This window comes from Pseudoalteromonas sp. RW-H-Ap-1 (assembly GCF_048318575.1).
Taxonomy (GTDB): domain Bacteria; phylum Pseudomonadota; class Gammaproteobacteria; order Enterobacterales; family Alteromonadaceae; genus Pseudoalteromonas.
In genome coordinates, this window is record NZ_CP166996.1 from 2,878,925 (window position 1) to 2,895,460 (window position 16,536).

Genomic DNA, 16,536 nt, shown 5'->3' on the forward strand with positions numbered 1-16,536 from the left:
GTACTTTAAACAATGGCTGGAAAGATCCCACGCAACTTTATCGATGATTTATTGGCACGAACCGATATTGTCGACCTGATTGACTCAAAGGTAGGGTTGAAAAAAGCGGGCAAAGACTATCAAGCTTGCTGTCCTTTTCACAATGAAAAATCGCCTTCGTTTACTGTATCGCAAGATAAACAGTTTTATCATTGCTTTGGCTGTGGCGCTAACGGCAATGCTATTTCTTTTGTTATGGAATATGACAAACTTGAGTTTGTTGATGCAATTGAAGAGCTAGCCAGTTTACTTAACCTAGATGTTCCTCGCGAACAAGGAAGTAGTAATGGCCCAGAACGCACCGCAGCACAAAAACGTTCAGACTACGATTTAATGCTCCATGCAGCGCGTTTTTATCAACACCAGTTAAAACATCATAGTAATTCTGAAACAGTAATAGACTATGTAAAAGGTCGCGGCTTAAGCGGCGCAACAGTTAAAAAGTTTATGATGGGCTATGCACCCAGCGAATGGGAAGGCCTCTGCCAACAGCTTGGACGTAATCAAGAACAAAAAGAGCAATTAGTTGAGCTTAAGCTCGCATCTGAAAAAACGCCAGGTAAGCAATTCGATTTTTTCCGTGATCGTTTAATGTTTCCTATTCGTGATAAACGCGGTCGCGTTATTGCTTTTGGTGGCCGTGTAATGCAAGCAGATCAGGGGCCAAAATATTTAAACTCACCTGAAACACGAATATTCCACAAAGGCTTTGAACTTTATGGCCTTTATGAAGCAAAGCAAGCACACAAAAAGCTCGATCATGTACTCATAGTAGAAGGTTATATGGACGTTGTTGCGCTGGCTGAACAAGGCATAGAATACGCAGTTGCCGCACTCGGCACAGCGACAACCAGCGAGCATATGCACACCTTATTTAGAACCACTGACAAAGTTATTTGTTGCTACGACGGTGACCGTGCAGGTAAAGATGCCGCGTGGCGTGCACTGGAAAATGCACTTCCTTACTTAAACGATGGCAAAGCACTGCATTTTGTATTTTTACCCGATGGTGAAGACCCTGATTCACTCGTTCAACAAGAAGGTAAAGAGGCTTTTGAGCAGCGGCTAGAAAACGCCGATGACTTCACTAAAGTGCTGTTTAATAAATTAAGTAAAGAGATTGATTTAACGCTCGATTCCGGTAAGGCTAAGTTACTCAGTGCAGCACTGCCATTAATTGAAAAAATCCCAAGTGAGTTCTATCAAGAAAATATCTTGGAGCAACTTGGCAGATTAATTGGTCGCACCCGTGAGCAACTTAATAATCACTTAAAAACACCAAAACAGCAGCAGGCAATTGAACGTAAATTTAAAATTACACCGATGCGCCAAGCGATAGGCATTTTAGTTCAGCACCCTAATTTGGCAAAAAGCGTGCCCTACTTGCCTGATTTAGCACAAATGAATATTGCAGGAATCGGCTTGTTATTACGCCTACAACATCAAGCGTTACAAAAAGATGGCATTACCACTGCACAAATTCTCGAATCATTTAGAGACACTGATGACTATGAGCCATTAACTAAGTTGGCTACATGGCAACATCAAATAGATGAAGAGCGTTTAGAGACTGTTTTTCAAAATACTTTTAAATTTATTGAAGATCAGTGTTTAAATTATCGACTAGAGACCCTATTAATAAAAGACAAGACACAGGGCTTAAATAGCGATGAACGACTAGAATGTCATTTGCTAATGACAGCGTTAAAAACGACTAACAGTTAGGGTCTGTTTATCTTTCGAGGTTAAGTTTACAGCAGTGTGTTTGGTATTTAGACAAGGCAGAGTCTATGTAGTGTGGTTGTTCCACATAAATAGGCGATAACGCAGCATAAATGCCAAACACGCGCTGCCCTTTGGGTTCGGCCCAAGGGAGGTTTACTCTTTGTGGCTCGGTTTTTACTTAGCCCACTAGGTTACAAACCTCGCGCCGCGATTAAACCACCCTTGGATTGAACAAACTTTAATCCTGAAAGACCAACAGACCCTAGTCAGATTTGATTTAGGCTGTTATACTGTGCTATTCACTGCGTCACATTATTCTGGTTAGCCTTTGAGCAAACTCCATGATGGCGCCTGTTGTATCAACTTATCAGAGTGGAAGAAACAATCTCTATGGATCCAACTCCTCAGTCACAATTAAAACTTCTGATTCAAAAAGGTAAAGAGCAAGGTTACTTAACTTTTGCAGAAGTTAATGATCACCTTCCACAAGATATTATCGACTCAGATCAAGTAGAAGATATCATTAGCATGATTAATGACATGGGTATCAAGGTTAGCGAAAACGCGCCTGATGCTGATGAATTAATGATGCAAGAAACCACGACAGACGAAGACGCAGCGGAAGCTGCCGCTGCAGCCCTTGCTACTGTAGAAAAAGAAATCGGCCGTACAACAGACCCTGTTCGCATGTATATGCGTGAAATGGGTACTGTTGAACTTCTTACCCGTGAAGGCGAAATTGTTATCGCTAAACGTATTGAAGAAGGCATTAACCAAGTACAGATTTCGGTTGCTGAATACCCAGAAGCGATCACTTACCTACTTGAACAGTGGGATAAGTTTGAAGCAGAAGAGATGCGCCTTAGCGACATTATCTCTGGCTTTTTCGATCCTGATGCAGACGAAGCACCACCAATTGCTGCCACTAACATTGGCTCTGAATTAAGCGAAAAACAGCTTGATGACAGCGACGATGATGATGACAGCGATGATGAAGACGAAGAAGAAGTAGATACAGGTCCAGATCCTGAAGAAGCGCGCATCCATTTCGAAAACTTACGTGATTTATACACTAAAGCACGTGAAACATTCGATAAAAAAGGTCGCTCTCATCCAGAATCTCAAGCCGCAATTTTAGAAATTGGTGAGTTGTTCAGAACCTTTAAACTTGTGCCTAAACAATTTGACCGCATGGTTAATAACATGCGTGAAATGATGGACCGAGTTCGCGTTCAAGAACGTCTTATCATGAAGCATGCAGTACAAGTTTCAAAGCTTCCAAAGAAAACCTTTGTTAAGCACTTTGCAAACAACGAAACTGACACAGCATGGCTTGATATTGAAATTGCAGCTAACGAAAAGCATTCAGCTAAACTTGAAGAAGTGAAGCCTGAAATACTTCGTTGTATTAGCAAACTTTCTTCAATGGAAGAAAGCACTGGCTTAAGCATTGAACGTATTAAAGATATAAACCGTCGCATGAGTATTGGTGAAGCGAAAGCGCGCCGTGCTAAAAAAGAGATGGTAGAAGCGAACTTACGTCTGGTAATTTCAATCGCTAAAAAATACACCAACCGTGGTTTACAGTTCTTGGATTTAATTCAAGAAGGTAATATTGGTTTGATGAAAGCGGTTGATAAGTTTGAATACCGTCGTGGTTATAAGTTCTCAACTTATGCTACGTGGTGGATCCGCCAAGCAATTACTCGCTCTATTGCTGACCAAGCAAGAACGATCCGTATTCCAGTACATATGATTGAAACGATCAATAAATTGAACCGTATTTCACGTCAAATGTTACAAGAAATGGGTCGTGAGCCAAATCCAGAAGAATTAGCTGAACGCATGATGATGCCTGAGGATAAAATCCGTAAGGTACTTAAGATTGCAAAAGAGCCAATTTCAATGGAAACACCGATTGGTGATGATGAAGATTCGCACTTAGGCGACTTCATTGAAGATACGACTATTGATTCGCCTATCGATTCGGCAACAATGGAGTCTCTTCGTGGCGCAACTAACGATGTGCTCGCTGGCTTAACTGCCCGTGAAGCGAAAGTACTGCGTATGCGTTTTGGTATTGATATGAATACCGACCACACGTTGGAAGAAGTAGGTAAGCAGTTTGATGTAACACGTGAGCGTATTCGTCAAATTGAAGCGAAGGCACTACGTAAATTACGTCACCCTTCTCGCTCTGATTTACTGAAAAGCTTTTTAGACGCTAAATAATCTAGCGTTACATTATGAGTTAACTCAAAAGGCCGCTGTAGCGGCCTTTTTTCTATTTCAAGGAAATAAACATGGCTTGGATCCAAATCCGTATCAATGCCAATGCTGCAACCGCTGATGCAGTTAGTGACTTATTAATGGAAGCTGGTAGTGCTTCTGTTACTTTTATTGATGCTAAAGACACCCCTATTTACGAACCCAAAATTGGCACTGTCGTTTTTTGGGCTGATACCACAGTAATTGGTCTGTTCGAAGCTAATCACGATATGAACGCCGTGGTTGCGTTATTAAAGCGCCATGATGAGCTCAAAGACAATTTAGTTTACAAAATCGAGCAACTCGAAGACAAAGATTGGGAACGTGAGTGGATGGATAACTTCCACCCTATTCAATTTGGCGAAAAACTATGGATTTGCCCTAGCTGGCGCGATATTCCAGACCCTGACGCAGTCAATGTGCTACTTGATCCTGGCCTTGCATTTGGTACTGGCACGCACGCCACCACCGCGCTGTGTTTAAAGTGGCTTGAAAGCCAAGACTTAAGCGGCAAAACAGTAGTCGATTTTGGTTGTGGTTCAGGCATATTAGGTATAGCAGCAATTAAATTAGGCGCTGAGCGCATGATAGGGATAGACATTGATCCGCAAGCGCTAGAAGCAAGCTTAGATAACGCTAACCGTAATGGCGTTGCTGACAAGCTTGAGGTTTACCTACCTGAAAACCAACCTGAATTTACAGCTGATATTGTTGTGGCAAATATTTTAGCGCAACCTCTGCGTGAGCTTCATAGTGTGATTTTAGGATTATTAAAACCAGGTGGTAAAATTGCCATGTCGGGCATTTTAGAAGAGCAAGCAAAATCGGTTGCTGATATATATGCGCCCTTTATTGAACTTGATGAGATTGCCAGTGAAGGCGATTGGACCCGAGTCAGTGGCATTAAAAAAGCATAATAGTGCGTTTTTAAAAATTTAGAGCATTAACTCAAAAGTCGTTTCTAGAGCCTGTATTTAACAGGCTTTACTATTTTTTTACATAATAAAAAATAAAGATTTTTTATTATAAAAACAACGACCGTTCAAAATTCACACAAATAAACCGCTTCGTCATACGGTTATCAAATGTCAATACGAAAAGAGCAAAAAAAAGTCACTTTTGTTCAATTTATAGCCTTTGATTTTTGCGCAAAAAGCCGTAAACTTAGCGCCCCTTGAAAAGAGGCCTATTGAATATCGTGCGTATCGGTTCATACCAACTTGAGAATAATGTCATTGTCGCGCCTATGGCGGGCATAACAGACAGACCATTTAGACAGTTATGTCGTCGTTTAGGCGCTGGCCTTGCTGTGTCTGAAATGCTGTCGTCTAATCCGAAGGTTTGGAAAACCGAAAAGTCGATGAACCGAATGGATCATTCTGGTGAGTCGGGTATACGTGCGGTGCAAATTGCAGGAGCAGACCCTGAGCTTATGGCACAGGCCGCACAATTCAATGTTGCAAACGGTGCACAGATCATAGATATCAATATGGGGTGCCCAGCAAAAAAAGTGAACAAGAAACTTGCAGGCTCAGCCTTATTACAGTTTCCAGAACTCGTGGAAGAGATTATTGATGCCGTCGTTAATGCGGTTGATATACCTGTAACACTTAAAATCCGTACTGGATGGGATCAGGACAACCGTAATGGTGTAGAGATTGCAAGAATAGCTGAACGTTATGGCATTGCATCACTGGCTGTACATGGGCGCACGCGCGCATGTATGTACAAAGGTGATGCTGAGTACGCCACAATTAGGGATATAAAACGTTCAGTGTCGATACCTGTGGTTGCTAATGGTGATATTACATCACCTGAAAAAGCAAAGCAGGTTTTGGACTATACGGGTGCAGATGCCATCATGATTGGTCGAGCCGCCCAAGGTCGCCCTTGGATATTTAGGGAGATAGACCACTATTTGCGAACTGGTGAACATATGCAGCCACCTGCTATTGCAGAGGTGCGCAGTATTTTAATGGAGCATTTAACCAACCTCCATATGTTTTACGGTGAGCCAATGGGAGCACGAATCGCTCGCAAACATGTATCTTGGTATTTGCAAACCCATGACAGTGACGGTCAGTTTAGGCGAGTATTTAATGCGCTCGACAATTCCGAGGAACAGGTCGTCGCATTAGAGCAATACTTTAAAACACTAGCAGCTAACTAAGAAAGAAAGAGACTTTATAATGTTCGAACAAAACGTGACTTCTCCATTTATCACAAACCCTCATGTTCAGTCACACGAGAAACCGCAGCCATTGCGTGATGCAGTAAAAAAAGCTGTTCACCACTACTTAAAACAGCTTAACGGTCAAGATGTGCAAGACGTTTACGACCTTGTTCTTTCTGAGCTAGAAGCGCCATTGCTTGAAGAAGTAATGACTTACACACGTGGCAACCAGACTCGTGCGGCAATTTTACTAGGTATCAACCGTGGTACTTTACGTAAAAAGCTAAAAAAATACGGTATGAACTAATACCTAAGGTATTGATGCCGTAATTGCTTTACCGCGCTTACTGATTCAATACACTGAGTGTTTTATAAAACACTCTTAAAAAAGCACCTTAGGGTGCTTTTTTTATCTGTAAAATTTATTAACGAAATTGCAAAATGCTCACGCTTTATGGGTCGTTATAAGTCGTTTTTTGAGTCGTAATCAGTTAAAATACGCGCTTCTAAGCTAGCTCATTAACTGAGGAAATCAAACTACAATGGATACACATCGTCCTATACGTCGCGCACTTTTGAGTGTGTCAGACAAAACCGGTATTGTTGAATTTGCCCGTGCACTAGAAGCACAAGGTGTTGAAATACTTTCAACTGGCGGCACTTGTAAACTACTTGCTGATAATGCGATTAAAGTTACCGAAGTATCAGATCACACCGGACACCCTGAGATCATGGATGGTCGCGTAAAAACCCTACACCCAAAAATTCATGGCGGTATTCTTGCTCGTCGTGGCCAAGATGAAGGCGTAATGGCAGATAACAACATTGCTGCTATCGACATCGTTGTAGTTAACTTATACCCCTTTGCGAATACTGTCGCTCAAGAAAACTGCAGCCTTGAAGATGCTATTGAAAACATCGATATTGGCGGCCCAACCATGGTGCGTGCAGCAGCTAAAAATCACAAAGATGTGACGATTGTTGTTAACGCAAGCGACTACGACCGTATTATCAGCGAAATGCAAAATAATAACGGCTCAACCACCTACAAAACCCGCTTTGATTTAGCTATTGCCGCCTATGAGCACACAGCGCAATACGACGGTATGATTGCTAACTACTTCGGTAAAATGGTGCCTGATTACACAGAAGAAGCCGCTGAAGATACTAAGTTCCCACGTACTATTAATATGCAATTCACTAAAAAACAAGATATGCGTTACGGTGAAAATTCGCATCAAGATGCCGCGTTTTATGTTGAAAGCGACATCACTGAAGCGTCTGTGGCGACAGCGACTCAGCTACAAGGTAAAGCATTATCGTTTAACAATATTGCCGATACCGATGCCGCACTTGAGTGTGTTAAAGAATTTGATGTACCTGCGTGTGTTATTGTAAAACATGCTAATCCATGTGGTGTTTCAATTGGCGACAATATCTTAGAAGCGTACGATCGCGCTTTTAAAACAGATCCAACGTCAGCGTTTGGCGGCATCATTGCTTTTAACCAAGAGCTTGATGCAAAAACTGCACAAGCGATTGTTGAACGTCAATTTGTTGAAGTTATTATCGCACCAAGCGTAAGTGCAGAAGCGGCTCAAATAGTCTCGGCTAAGCAAAATGTTCGCTTATTAGAGTGTGGTGAGTTTTCAGCTAAAGGCACAGGCCATGATATTAAACGCGTTAATGGCGGCGTTCTAATTCAAGACCGTGATTTAGGTATGGTAACGCAAGACGACTTAACGGTTGTCTCTAAGCGCCAGCCTTCTGAGCAAGAACTTAAAGACTTACTGTTCTGTTGGAAAGTGGCTAAATTTGTTAAATCAAACGCCATTGTTTATGCCCGCGACGGTATGACTATTGGTGTTGGCGCAGGCCAAATGAGCCGTGTTTACTCAGCTAAAATTGCCGGTATTAAAGCCGCTGATGAAAACCTTGAAGTTAAAGGCTCAGTCATGGCATCAGATGCATTTTTCCCATTCCGTGATGGCATTGATGCTGCAGCCGCAGCAGGTATTACCGCGGTTATTCAACCGGGTGGTTCAATGCGCGATGAAGAAGTAATTGCCGCAGCTGATGAAGCTGGTATGGCAATGGTGTTTACGGGTATGCGCCATTTCCGCCATTAATCGCTTAAAGAGCTAACTACTTCAGTTAGCTCTTTTTGTTTGCATCAAATTCACGTATTCTGCTTATTCTATAACCATGACTAACAATTATAATGTGAAGGATTAGACGATGAAATTTGCACTAAAATCTCTACTGGTTGCCACGCTGTCATTAAGTTCAACAATGGCATTAGCACACAACCATGGCCACGACTCAGCATTAACAAATGCAGTTAAAGCAAGCGAGCGCAGTAGTGAACGCGACCAATACCGCAATCCTGTAGAAACCCTCGAGTTTTTTGGCTTTAAACCAACAATGACTGTGGTAGAAATTGCGCCTGGCGGTGGTTGGTATAGTGAAATTTTAGCGCCAGCACTAAAAGAGCAAGGCACCTATTATGCCGCGCATTTTCCTGCTGATTCATCGGTAGGTTACTACCAACGTTCTCTTGCTGGTTTTAAAGCTAAAATCGCTGAAGATGCCCGCTTTAGTGACGTTAAACTTACTGAGTTTGCTCCTTCTACTCATTTAGATATTGCTCCTGCAAGTAGCGCCGATATGGTACTTACTTTTCGTAATGTCCATAACTGGTACATGAGTAAAGATAAAAAAGCTGCAAGCAATGCGTTTAAGTCATTTTATACAGCACTTAAACCTGGCGGCACTTTAGGCGTAGTTGAACATCGCCTACCCGAAGAGCAAGCCGATGAAATGCAAAAGTCATCAGGTTATATGAAGCAGAGTGTGGTTATTGCACTTGCTGAACAAGCAGGTTTTGAACTTGAAGCAAAAAGCGATATTAATGCAAACCCTCTTGATACAGCCGATCACCCTAAAGGGGTATGGACCCTTCCACCGAGCCTTAGACTTGGCGAGCAAGATGCCGCTAAATATAAAGCCATAGGTGAAAGCGACCGTATGACGCTGAAATTTAAAAAACCGCTTTAAATAGGAAATTCGCCATGAATGTATTAGTCATTGGCAGCGGCGGCCGCGAACACGCACTTGCGTTTAAGGCCGCTCAAAATACAAAAGTAAACACTGTTTATGTTGCTCCAGGTAATGCGGGCACAGCCCTTGAGCCAAAACTTGAGAACGTTGCAATTAACGTTGAAGATCTTGATGGACTACTTAGCTTTGCACAGCAAAATAATGTTGAGCTAACCATTGTTGGTCCAGAAGTGCCGCTAGTATTAGGTGTTGTTGATAAGTTTCGTGAACACGGCTTAGCTATTTTTGGCCCAACAGCAGGTGCAGCCCAGCTTGAAGGGTCTAAATCGTTCACTAAAGACTTTTTAGCACGTCATGCTATCCCAACCGCTGATTACCAAACGTTTGAACAAATCGACCCTGCGCTTGCCTATTTAAAAGAGAAAGGCGCACCGATTGTTATAAAAGCCGATGGTTTAGCGGCAGGTAAAGGCGTGATTGTAGCCATGAACGAGCACGAGGCTGAAGAGGCTATTCGCGATATGCTTGCGGGTAATGCCTTTGGTGAAGCTGGCAGCCGTGTTGTGATTGAAGAGTTTTTAGAAGGTGAAGAAGCGTCATTTATTGTGATGGTTGATGGTAAAAACGTATTGCCGTTTGCAACCAGCCAAGATCATAAACGTGCTTACAATGGCGATGCGGGTCCAAATACTGGCGGTATGGGGGCTTATTCTCCGGCACCGGTAGTGACTAATGAAATTCATCAACGCATTATGAATGAAGTGATTTACCCTACGGTAGAAGGTATGGCTAGCGAAGGCCATCCGTACACTGGCTTTTTGTATGCAGGCTTGATGATAGATGACACCGGCACACCAAAAGTAATTGAATATAACTGTCGTTTTGGCGACCCTGAAACACAACCTATGATGCTACGTTTGCAATCAGACTTAGTTGAACTGATTGAAGCTGCTAATCGTGTAGAACTTGATAAAACCACTATTGAGTTCGACTCACGCGCTGCTGTAGGTATTGTTTTAGCTGCCAAAGGTTATCCAGATAGCTACCCGAAAGGTGATGCGATTAGTGGCCTGAAAGTAGCTTACCCTGAAGGCGAAAAAGTTTTTCATGCAGGAACTAAGCAAGACGGTAACAATATTGTGACTGCCGGTGGCCGTGTACTATGTGCAACGGCACTGGGTAATACAGTTACACAAGCACAGCAGCGCGCTTACAAACTGGTTGATGAAATCAACTGGAACGGCATGGAATACCGTACAGATATAGCCTATCGTGCAATTGCTCGTGAACAATAATTATTGAGTTTTACTCATTAAACTTTATAAGCGCAGATTATCTGCGCTTTTTACTGCTACACTATAAAAAAATAATCAGGGCACAGGTTAATATTGGAATTTAAAACCTTGCGCTATCATGCGATAGCGGTCGTAATACTAATTTTTATCTTTTTTATTATCAGCACATTGGCAACAAACTTTGTGATGCCATCTCGCTATACCATAGATAAAATAACTCCTGTTTACCTCGATCATGCATATTACATAGACAAGAGTAAAACACAAAACTTCGCAGAAGTAATGAGTAATAAAGCGCAGTTTACAGCGCAAGAATTTAACGATATTCCTTGGAGTTTTCAACAGAAAAATTATTGGTTACGCCTTGATTTAGAAAACAAAAGCAGCAAAGAAGAAGATGTGGTGGCGCACTTTGATAACCCTATGGTGGATCACCTCACTATATATCGGCTCAATAGTAATAACCAGCTACTCGACACTTATAAACTTGGTGATAAAGAGCCGCACCTTACTTTATTTAAGTACAGCGTGCCCCATATTCGTTTTAAGCTTGATGGCCAATCTAAACAACAATTAGTCATAAAAATAGATACCGTGGGGATTAGTAAAACCCCAATTCATTTGTATCGCCATACTGTATTTGTTGACTTAGTGCGCTCTCAAACAGGCATTTGGGGAATTTTTGCTGGCGTACTATTAATGGCTTCGCTGTACAACTTATTGCTCTATTTTGGCATTAAAGACCGTGTTTACTTAGTTTATATTGGCTACATTATTAGCGCTATTGCATTAATGGGAACTGTGCTGGGATTTGGCTTTTATTTATGGCCGCTTGAATGGCAATTATTTATTCACGAAAAAGTCATTGTGGTCAACTACACCATGGCGTTTTTTACCCTCGCATTTTGTACACTGTTTTTGCGTTATCACAAAGACGGCTGTTGGCGTTATAAATTAAGCATCGGTTTATTAAGGCTGATGCTAGTTCTCGGTATATTGAGCTTTTTCATTCCCGAAAACATAGCTGCGCCGATATTTTTTGTAATTTTAGGATCACTCTATATTGTCTGCTCCATTTTAATTTATAACAAATTAAGAAGTGGTTTTCGTTGGGCTAAGTTTTATGTGTTTTCATGGGTGCCACTGATCATTGGCGCAGCCGTTCAACCTTTAGAGCTCACAGGTGTTATTTCCTATAGCTTTTCAATACGCCATGCATTTTTAATTGCCATTTTGTGTGAAATTGTCCTAATGGCAATGGCACTTGCTGATCGGATTCGTTACCAGCGTGAGCAAGCGCTATATCATGCAACACATACCCAGCAAACTAAGCTACTCAATAGCGCCAAACTAAAATATGCCTTTATGGCACTCAAGGCACAGCGGCGCTCTACCACTTTATGTTTGGTGAAAATACGTCATTTTAACTCTCTAAATACCATTATTACGCCCTCGCAAGGGTATGAGCTAATTAAACATGTTGCTCACGAACTTGAATGCCAATTAAGCTTTGAACGAGAGTTTTTTCATCTCAACAGTGGTATTAATCAGCCAGCTAAAATTGCTGATTTAGGCAGTGGCGTATTTGCCTGTATTTCCACTAAAAACCAGAGTCAGTATACGCTCGAAGAATTACTCAAACAGATCTTAAATAAGTTACCAAAAACATATCAAATTAAAGGTCTAGACTTACAACTTAATTACAGTGTTGGCATTAGTGGTTACGGTAAACGTGATGATTTTGAGTTTTGGTTAAAACGAGGCTATTTAGCATTACACGACGCTAAACATAACCTAAGCAAAGTAAGCTCATCACTTGCATATGACAACCTTACCATGGACGTTGCCCTTGCAGCCAAGCTACAACAAGCGATAAGAGAGGATCAGCTGGCACTGTATTATCAACCACAGGTAAGCTTAGAGGAGTGCAGTATAAACGGCGCTGAAGCCTTACTACGTTGGCCCGATGCTGACTTTAAAAGCATTTCGATAGAAAAGCTAATTATACTCGCCGAACACACTGGTATTATTAATGAATTAACAATTTGGGTTATTGAACAAGCCTGTAAAGACATTGCAAAGCTGGCATCCGATGGCATAAGCAATCATAGTATTAGTATTAATTTAAGTGCAAAAAATCTAGCCATTACTAATTTGACTGAAAAAGTAGAGAATATTTTAATTAAATATCAAGTTGCCCCTCACTTATTAAAGTTTGAACTGACTGAGTCTGCTTTTGTCGAAAACCAAGATGCATTAGTCACCTTAGTTGAGGAACTTGCCACCTTGGGCGTTAAAGTGGTACTCGATGACTTTGGTACGGGTTATTCATCGCTTAGCTACTTAGTTAACTATCACTTTAGCGAACTTAAAGTAGATAAGTCGTTCGTGTTTGATTTAACTGATAACCGTGCGCATCAGGTTATTGTACAAACAGCCATAGATATGGCACATAATCTGGGCCTAACTATCACGATTGAGGGCGTAGAGACTCAAGAGGTTCATCAACTACTTACAACGATGAACGCCGACCGTACTCAAGGCTACTTGTATGCCAAAGCACTCTCTTATGATAATTATTTAGACTTCTTAAAAAGCCAATACAGCCTAAAAATGTTAAACTCCCCTTTTTAACATCTTTGGGGCCAAGAAAAGATGCAAGGTACACTGCGTAAATTAAAGTCGAGCTTAACAGAGCCAGTTCAATATCATCTACCTGTAGGTGAGCAGCTGGTTGATTTAAATGCCTTAATTGGCAAACAGCTAACCCTTACTTTTAGTGGCACAATTTTGTGCTCTAACTGTGGTAAAAAAACCAAAAAGAGCTACTCTCAAGGGCATTGCTTTGTGTGTATGCGCAAACTTGCCAGTTGCGATATGTGTATCATGAAACCTGAAACCTGCCATTACGACCAAGGCACCTGCCGCGAGCCAGAGTGGGGCGAAGAAAATTGCATGATCCCGCATTTTGTTTACCTAGCAAATACCTCTGGATTAAAAGTAGGCATTACTCGCCATACACAAATACCTACCCGTTGGATTGACCAAGGGGCAACCCAAGCTTTACCTATTTTTAAAGTGCAGACTCGTTTACAATCGGGCTTTGTTGAAGTAGCGCTGGCACAGTTTATTGCTGATAAAACCAATTGGCGCAATATGCTTAAAGGGCAAAACGACGCGCTTGATTTAAAAGCAGCGGCCGCTGAACTTATTCCACAAATAAGCGAAAAGCTCACAGAGCTGAGTGAGTTGTTTGGCGCAACCGCCATTGAACAGCTTGATGAAGATGTAGTAAGCCTTGATTTTCCAGTCAGTGAATACCCAAGCAAAATTAGCTCATTTAACTTTGATAAAAACCCTGTTGTTAGCGGTATTTTACAAGGTATAAAAGGTCAGTACTTAATTTTTGATAGCGGTGTGATTAATATTCGAAAATTCACCTCTTATGAAGTGAGTGTAGACTCAGAATAACCATTTGCTGCTTGGTTATAAAATGCTATCCATTGCTGTCGTGTTAATGGATAGCAATAATAGTAACCCTGAATAATATTGCAGCCTATTGTTGCTAAGTGTGCCTCTTGCGAGGCATGCTCAACTCCTTCAGCAACCACATCTAATCCTAAACTTGTCGCCATAGCTATAATGGCCGCTACAATTTGGCTATTGCCGTATTCATCAGGAATTTTCGCAATAAAACTGGCATCAATTTTTAATGAGTTAAAGGGCAATTTGGTTAAATAGCTTAACGCCGAATACCCCGTGCCAAAGTCATCAAGCGCAATATGCACACCTAGCGTTTTAAGCTGTTGTAATTGTTCTTTTGCCTGTGAAAAAGAGCCTATAAAGCTACTTTCGGTCAGCTCTATTTCAAGTAAATTACCTGGTAATTGATAGTGAGTTAGCATGGCTTTAATATTATCAGCCAACTTACCTTGACTTAGGTGGCAAGCAGATACATTAATCGCTAAACGTCCGAGATTCATTCCTTTTGCTTGCCAAAGAGTTAACTCTTTACCGGCTTGGTTAATAACCCATAAATCGAGACGTACAACTAAACCTAACTCTTCAGCGAGTGGAATAAACTGCGCTGGTGAAATAGTGCCTAAATCAGGGTCATGCCAACGCAGTAATGCTTCAGCCCCCATAATCGCCCCTGTTTTTAAACATTTTTTAGGCTGAAAATAAAGCTCAAACTCATCATGTTCGAGTGCATGTTGAAAGCGGCTCATCATCGCTAAGCGCTCAAGGGAGCGGGCATTCATTGAGGGTTGAAACAACTGAAACGAATTACGCCCCACATCTTTTGAGCGATACATGGCAATATCAGCATGCTTTAATAATGTTTCACTGTCCAAGCCATCATCTGGATAAACGGCTGCACCTATAGAGGCGGTAACACCCACTTCAAATCCTTCCAATTTAAAGGGGGTATTTAAGTGATTTAAAATCCCTTCTGCGAGTCTGATAACAGCTGCTACGTTTTCAACCTCACACAATACGATAAACTCATCCCCCCTAATCGTGCCAATGTATCTCCCTCATTGAGGGTGTTAATAATACGCTCAGAGACTAATTTTAATAAGGTATCACCGGCGTTATGGCCTAAGCTGTCGTTTACCTCTTTAAAACGGTCAAGATCAATAAACATTACCGCTAACATTTGTTTATCTCTGTGAGCAGCGGCCAGTGCCATAGAGAGTCTATCGTTAAATAAGCGCCTGTTAGGTAAGCCTGTTAGCTCATCAAAATATGCTAGCTGCACCACTTTTTCTTCTGCGCTTTTTCGCTCTGTTATGTCACTAAAAATAGCGGCATAAATCACATCACTATGACTTGGCTCTTTTATTTCTATAATACTGAGCCACTCAATATAAATATCGCCAGATTTTTTACGATTATGAATTTCCCCCTGCCATACCCCAGTTTTGGTCAGTGAGTCCCACATTTTTATGTAAAAGTTTTTATCATGACGCCCTGAGCTCAACATATTAGGCCGCTTACCTATCACCTCATATTCTTTGTAACCGGTTAAATGAGTAAATGCAGGGTTTACTTGCATAATCACTCCATTCGAGTCGGTGATCATGATGCCATCTAGGGAGGAGTCGATAATTTTATTGGCTAAGAATAAATTACGCTGTGAGTGCTGCAGTGCAATATCACGCTGTTGAAGTACCTTTTCAAGCTCGCAGCAATACGCAGTTTCAATTTCATTAATTAAGTTTTCAAGCGATAATACACCGTTTATTTGATTATTTTCGCTTACTACTAAATGCCGAATATTACTCTCCGACATCAACCTGTAAGCATCAAAAAGGCTGTCTTGAGGGCTTATTTTATAAAGAGGACGGCTCGCTAAATCCCAACAAACAAGATGGTTGTGCTGCTCGGTGATCAGTTTGAGTAAATCTCGCTGGGTAATAATGCCATGGGCATTTTCATCTTCATTAAGGACTAAAACAACTTTCTCGGCGTGTTCACGCATTAAGTTAACTGCATCATTGATAGCTAATGAACTCGGTACTACCCTAATATTTTTGTTATATTGCTCGTTTATCGGTCTAAATTGCAGGTAATGCTCTAACCCTTGATTACTAACAATATCAGTAATACTGATCACCCCGCTCGGGTTATCATTGGCATCAGTCACCAGTAAATGCCTGACGCCATGCTTATTAAACACCATCGCGGTATCGGTTAATAATTGTTGGCTGGATACACTTAATACAGGGCTCGACATCACTTTCTCAATCATTACCTGTCTAAGAGTCTGATCAGAAAAGTTAAGCGTTAAACAATCAGTTTCAGTCCACACTCCCACTATTTGTTGCTGATGTTTAACAAAAATAGCGCTAACATTGTGCGCACGCATTAATTTTACCGCTTCAATTAAAGGGGTATTCTCAGTACAGGCGATCACTTTATTGGTAAAAACATCGCATACTTTTTGATAGCGGCTAGTGTGGGGCATTGCTT

The 16,536-nt window shown here is 41.4% G+C and carries 10 protein-coding genes and 1 pseudogene; 10 read left to right on the forward strand and 1 reads right to left on the reverse strand.

All coding sequences use genetic code 11. The annotated features are described in order from the left end of the window. Positions 1 to 12: 12 nt before the first annotated feature. The 10 genes from dnaG (at position 13) to AB8618_RS13795 (ending at position 14,031) form a co-directional block, all read left to right on the forward strand. Positions 13 to 1,764 carry a DNA primase gene (gene dnaG / locus AB8618_RS13750; RefSeq protein WP_413400836.1) on the forward strand — a complete coding sequence of 584 codons (1,752 nt, stop codon included), beginning with the start codon at positions 13 to 15 and terminating at the stop codon, positions 1,762 to 1,764. Between the two features lie 390 nt (positions 1,765 to 2,154). Beyond that, complete coding sequence (gene rpoD, locus AB8618_RS13755) at positions 2,155 to 3,996, forward strand: RNA polymerase sigma factor RpoD (protein ID WP_010391796.1); 1,842 nt, start codon at positions 2,155 to 2,157, stop codon at positions 3,994 to 3,996. Positions 3,997 to 4,067: 71 nt separating this feature from the next. After that, complete coding sequence (gene prmA / locus AB8618_RS13760) at positions 4,068 to 4,949, forward strand: 50S ribosomal protein L11 methyltransferase (protein WP_413400837.1); 882 nt, start codon at positions 4,068 to 4,070, stop codon at positions 4,947 to 4,949. A 281-nt stretch (positions 4,950 to 5,230) separates the two neighbouring features. Further along, a complete protein-coding gene (gene dusB / locus AB8618_RS13765) occupies positions 5,231 to 6,202 on the forward strand; it encodes a tRNA dihydrouridine synthase DusB (RefSeq protein ID WP_010391792.1) in 972 nt (323 codons plus the stop codon). A gap of 19 nt (positions 6,203 to 6,221) precedes the next feature. After that, a complete protein-coding gene (gene fis, locus AB8618_RS13770; RefSeq protein ID WP_002957804.1) occupies positions 6,222 to 6,512 on the forward strand; it encodes a DNA-binding transcriptional regulator Fis in 291 nt (96 codons plus the stop codon). A gap of 235 nt (positions 6,513 to 6,747) precedes the next feature. Further along, positions 6,748 to 8,334, forward strand: coding sequence for a bifunctional phosphoribosylaminoimidazolecarboxamide formyltransferase/IMP cyclohydrolase (gene purH / locus AB8618_RS13775; protein WP_413400838.1), 1,587 nt, complete (start codon positions 6,748 to 6,750; stop codon positions 8,332 to 8,334). A 109-nt stretch (positions 8,335 to 8,443) separates the two neighbouring features. Then, on the forward strand, positions 8,444 to 9,262 hold the full coding sequence (locus AB8618_RS13780) for a class I SAM-dependent methyltransferase (RefSeq protein ID WP_290191742.1): 819 nt from the start codon (positions 8,444 to 8,446) through the stop codon (positions 9,260 to 9,262). Positions 9,263 to 9,276: 14 nt separating this feature from the next. Beyond that, positions 9,277 to 10,560 carry a phosphoribosylamine--glycine ligase gene (purD, locus tag AB8618_RS13785; protein ID WP_413400839.1) on the forward strand — a complete coding sequence of 428 codons (1,284 nt, stop codon included), beginning with the start codon at positions 9,277 to 9,279 and terminating at the stop codon, positions 10,558 to 10,560. Positions 10,561 to 10,653: 93 nt separating this feature from the next. After that, complete coding sequence (locus AB8618_RS13790) at positions 10,654 to 13,194, forward strand: EAL domain-containing protein (RefSeq protein WP_413400840.1); 2,541 nt, start codon at positions 10,654 to 10,656, stop codon at positions 13,192 to 13,194. A 21-nt stretch (positions 13,195 to 13,215) separates the two neighbouring features. Continuing rightward, complete coding sequence (locus tag AB8618_RS13795; protein ID WP_413400841.1) at positions 13,216 to 14,031, forward strand: DUF2797 domain-containing protein; 816 nt, start codon at positions 13,216 to 13,218, stop codon at positions 14,029 to 14,031. On the opposite strand, the pseudogene AB8618_RS13800 reads toward AB8618_RS13795, so the two are convergent. Further along, positions 14,004 to 16,531: pseudogene (locus tag AB8618_RS13800) on the reverse strand (EAL domain-containing protein). The gene AB8618_RS13795 and the pseudogene AB8618_RS13800 sit on opposite strands and share 28 nt — an antisense overlap. Positions 16,532 to 16,536 lie beyond the last annotated feature (5 nt).

Coding starts and splice junctions, on each gene's coding strand:
- dnaG (WP_413400836.1), top strand. CDS start 13: ATGGCTGGAAAGATCCCACGCAACTTTATCGATGATTTATTGGCACGA.
- rpoD (WP_010391796.1), top strand. CDS start 2,155: ATGGATCCAACTCCTCAGTCACAATTAAAACTTCTGATTCAAAAAGGT.
- prmA (WP_413400837.1), top strand. CDS start 4,068: ATGGCTTGGATCCAAATCCGTATCAATGCCAATGCTGCAACCGCTGAT.
- fis (WP_002957804.1), top strand. CDS start 6,222: ATGTTCGAACAAAACGTGACTTCTCCATTTATCACAAACCCTCATGTT.
- purH (WP_413400838.1), top strand. CDS start 6,748: ATGGATACACATCGTCCTATACGTCGCGCACTTTTGAGTGTGTCAGAC.
- AB8618_RS13780 (WP_290191742.1), top strand. CDS start 8,444: ATGAAATTTGCACTAAAATCTCTACTGGTTGCCACGCTGTCATTAAGT.
- purD (WP_413400839.1), top strand. CDS start 9,277: ATGAATGTATTAGTCATTGGCAGCGGCGGCCGCGAACACGCACTTGCG.
- AB8618_RS13795 (WP_413400841.1), top strand. CDS start 13,216: ATGCAAGGTACACTGCGTAAATTAAAGTCGAGCTTAACAGAGCCAGTT.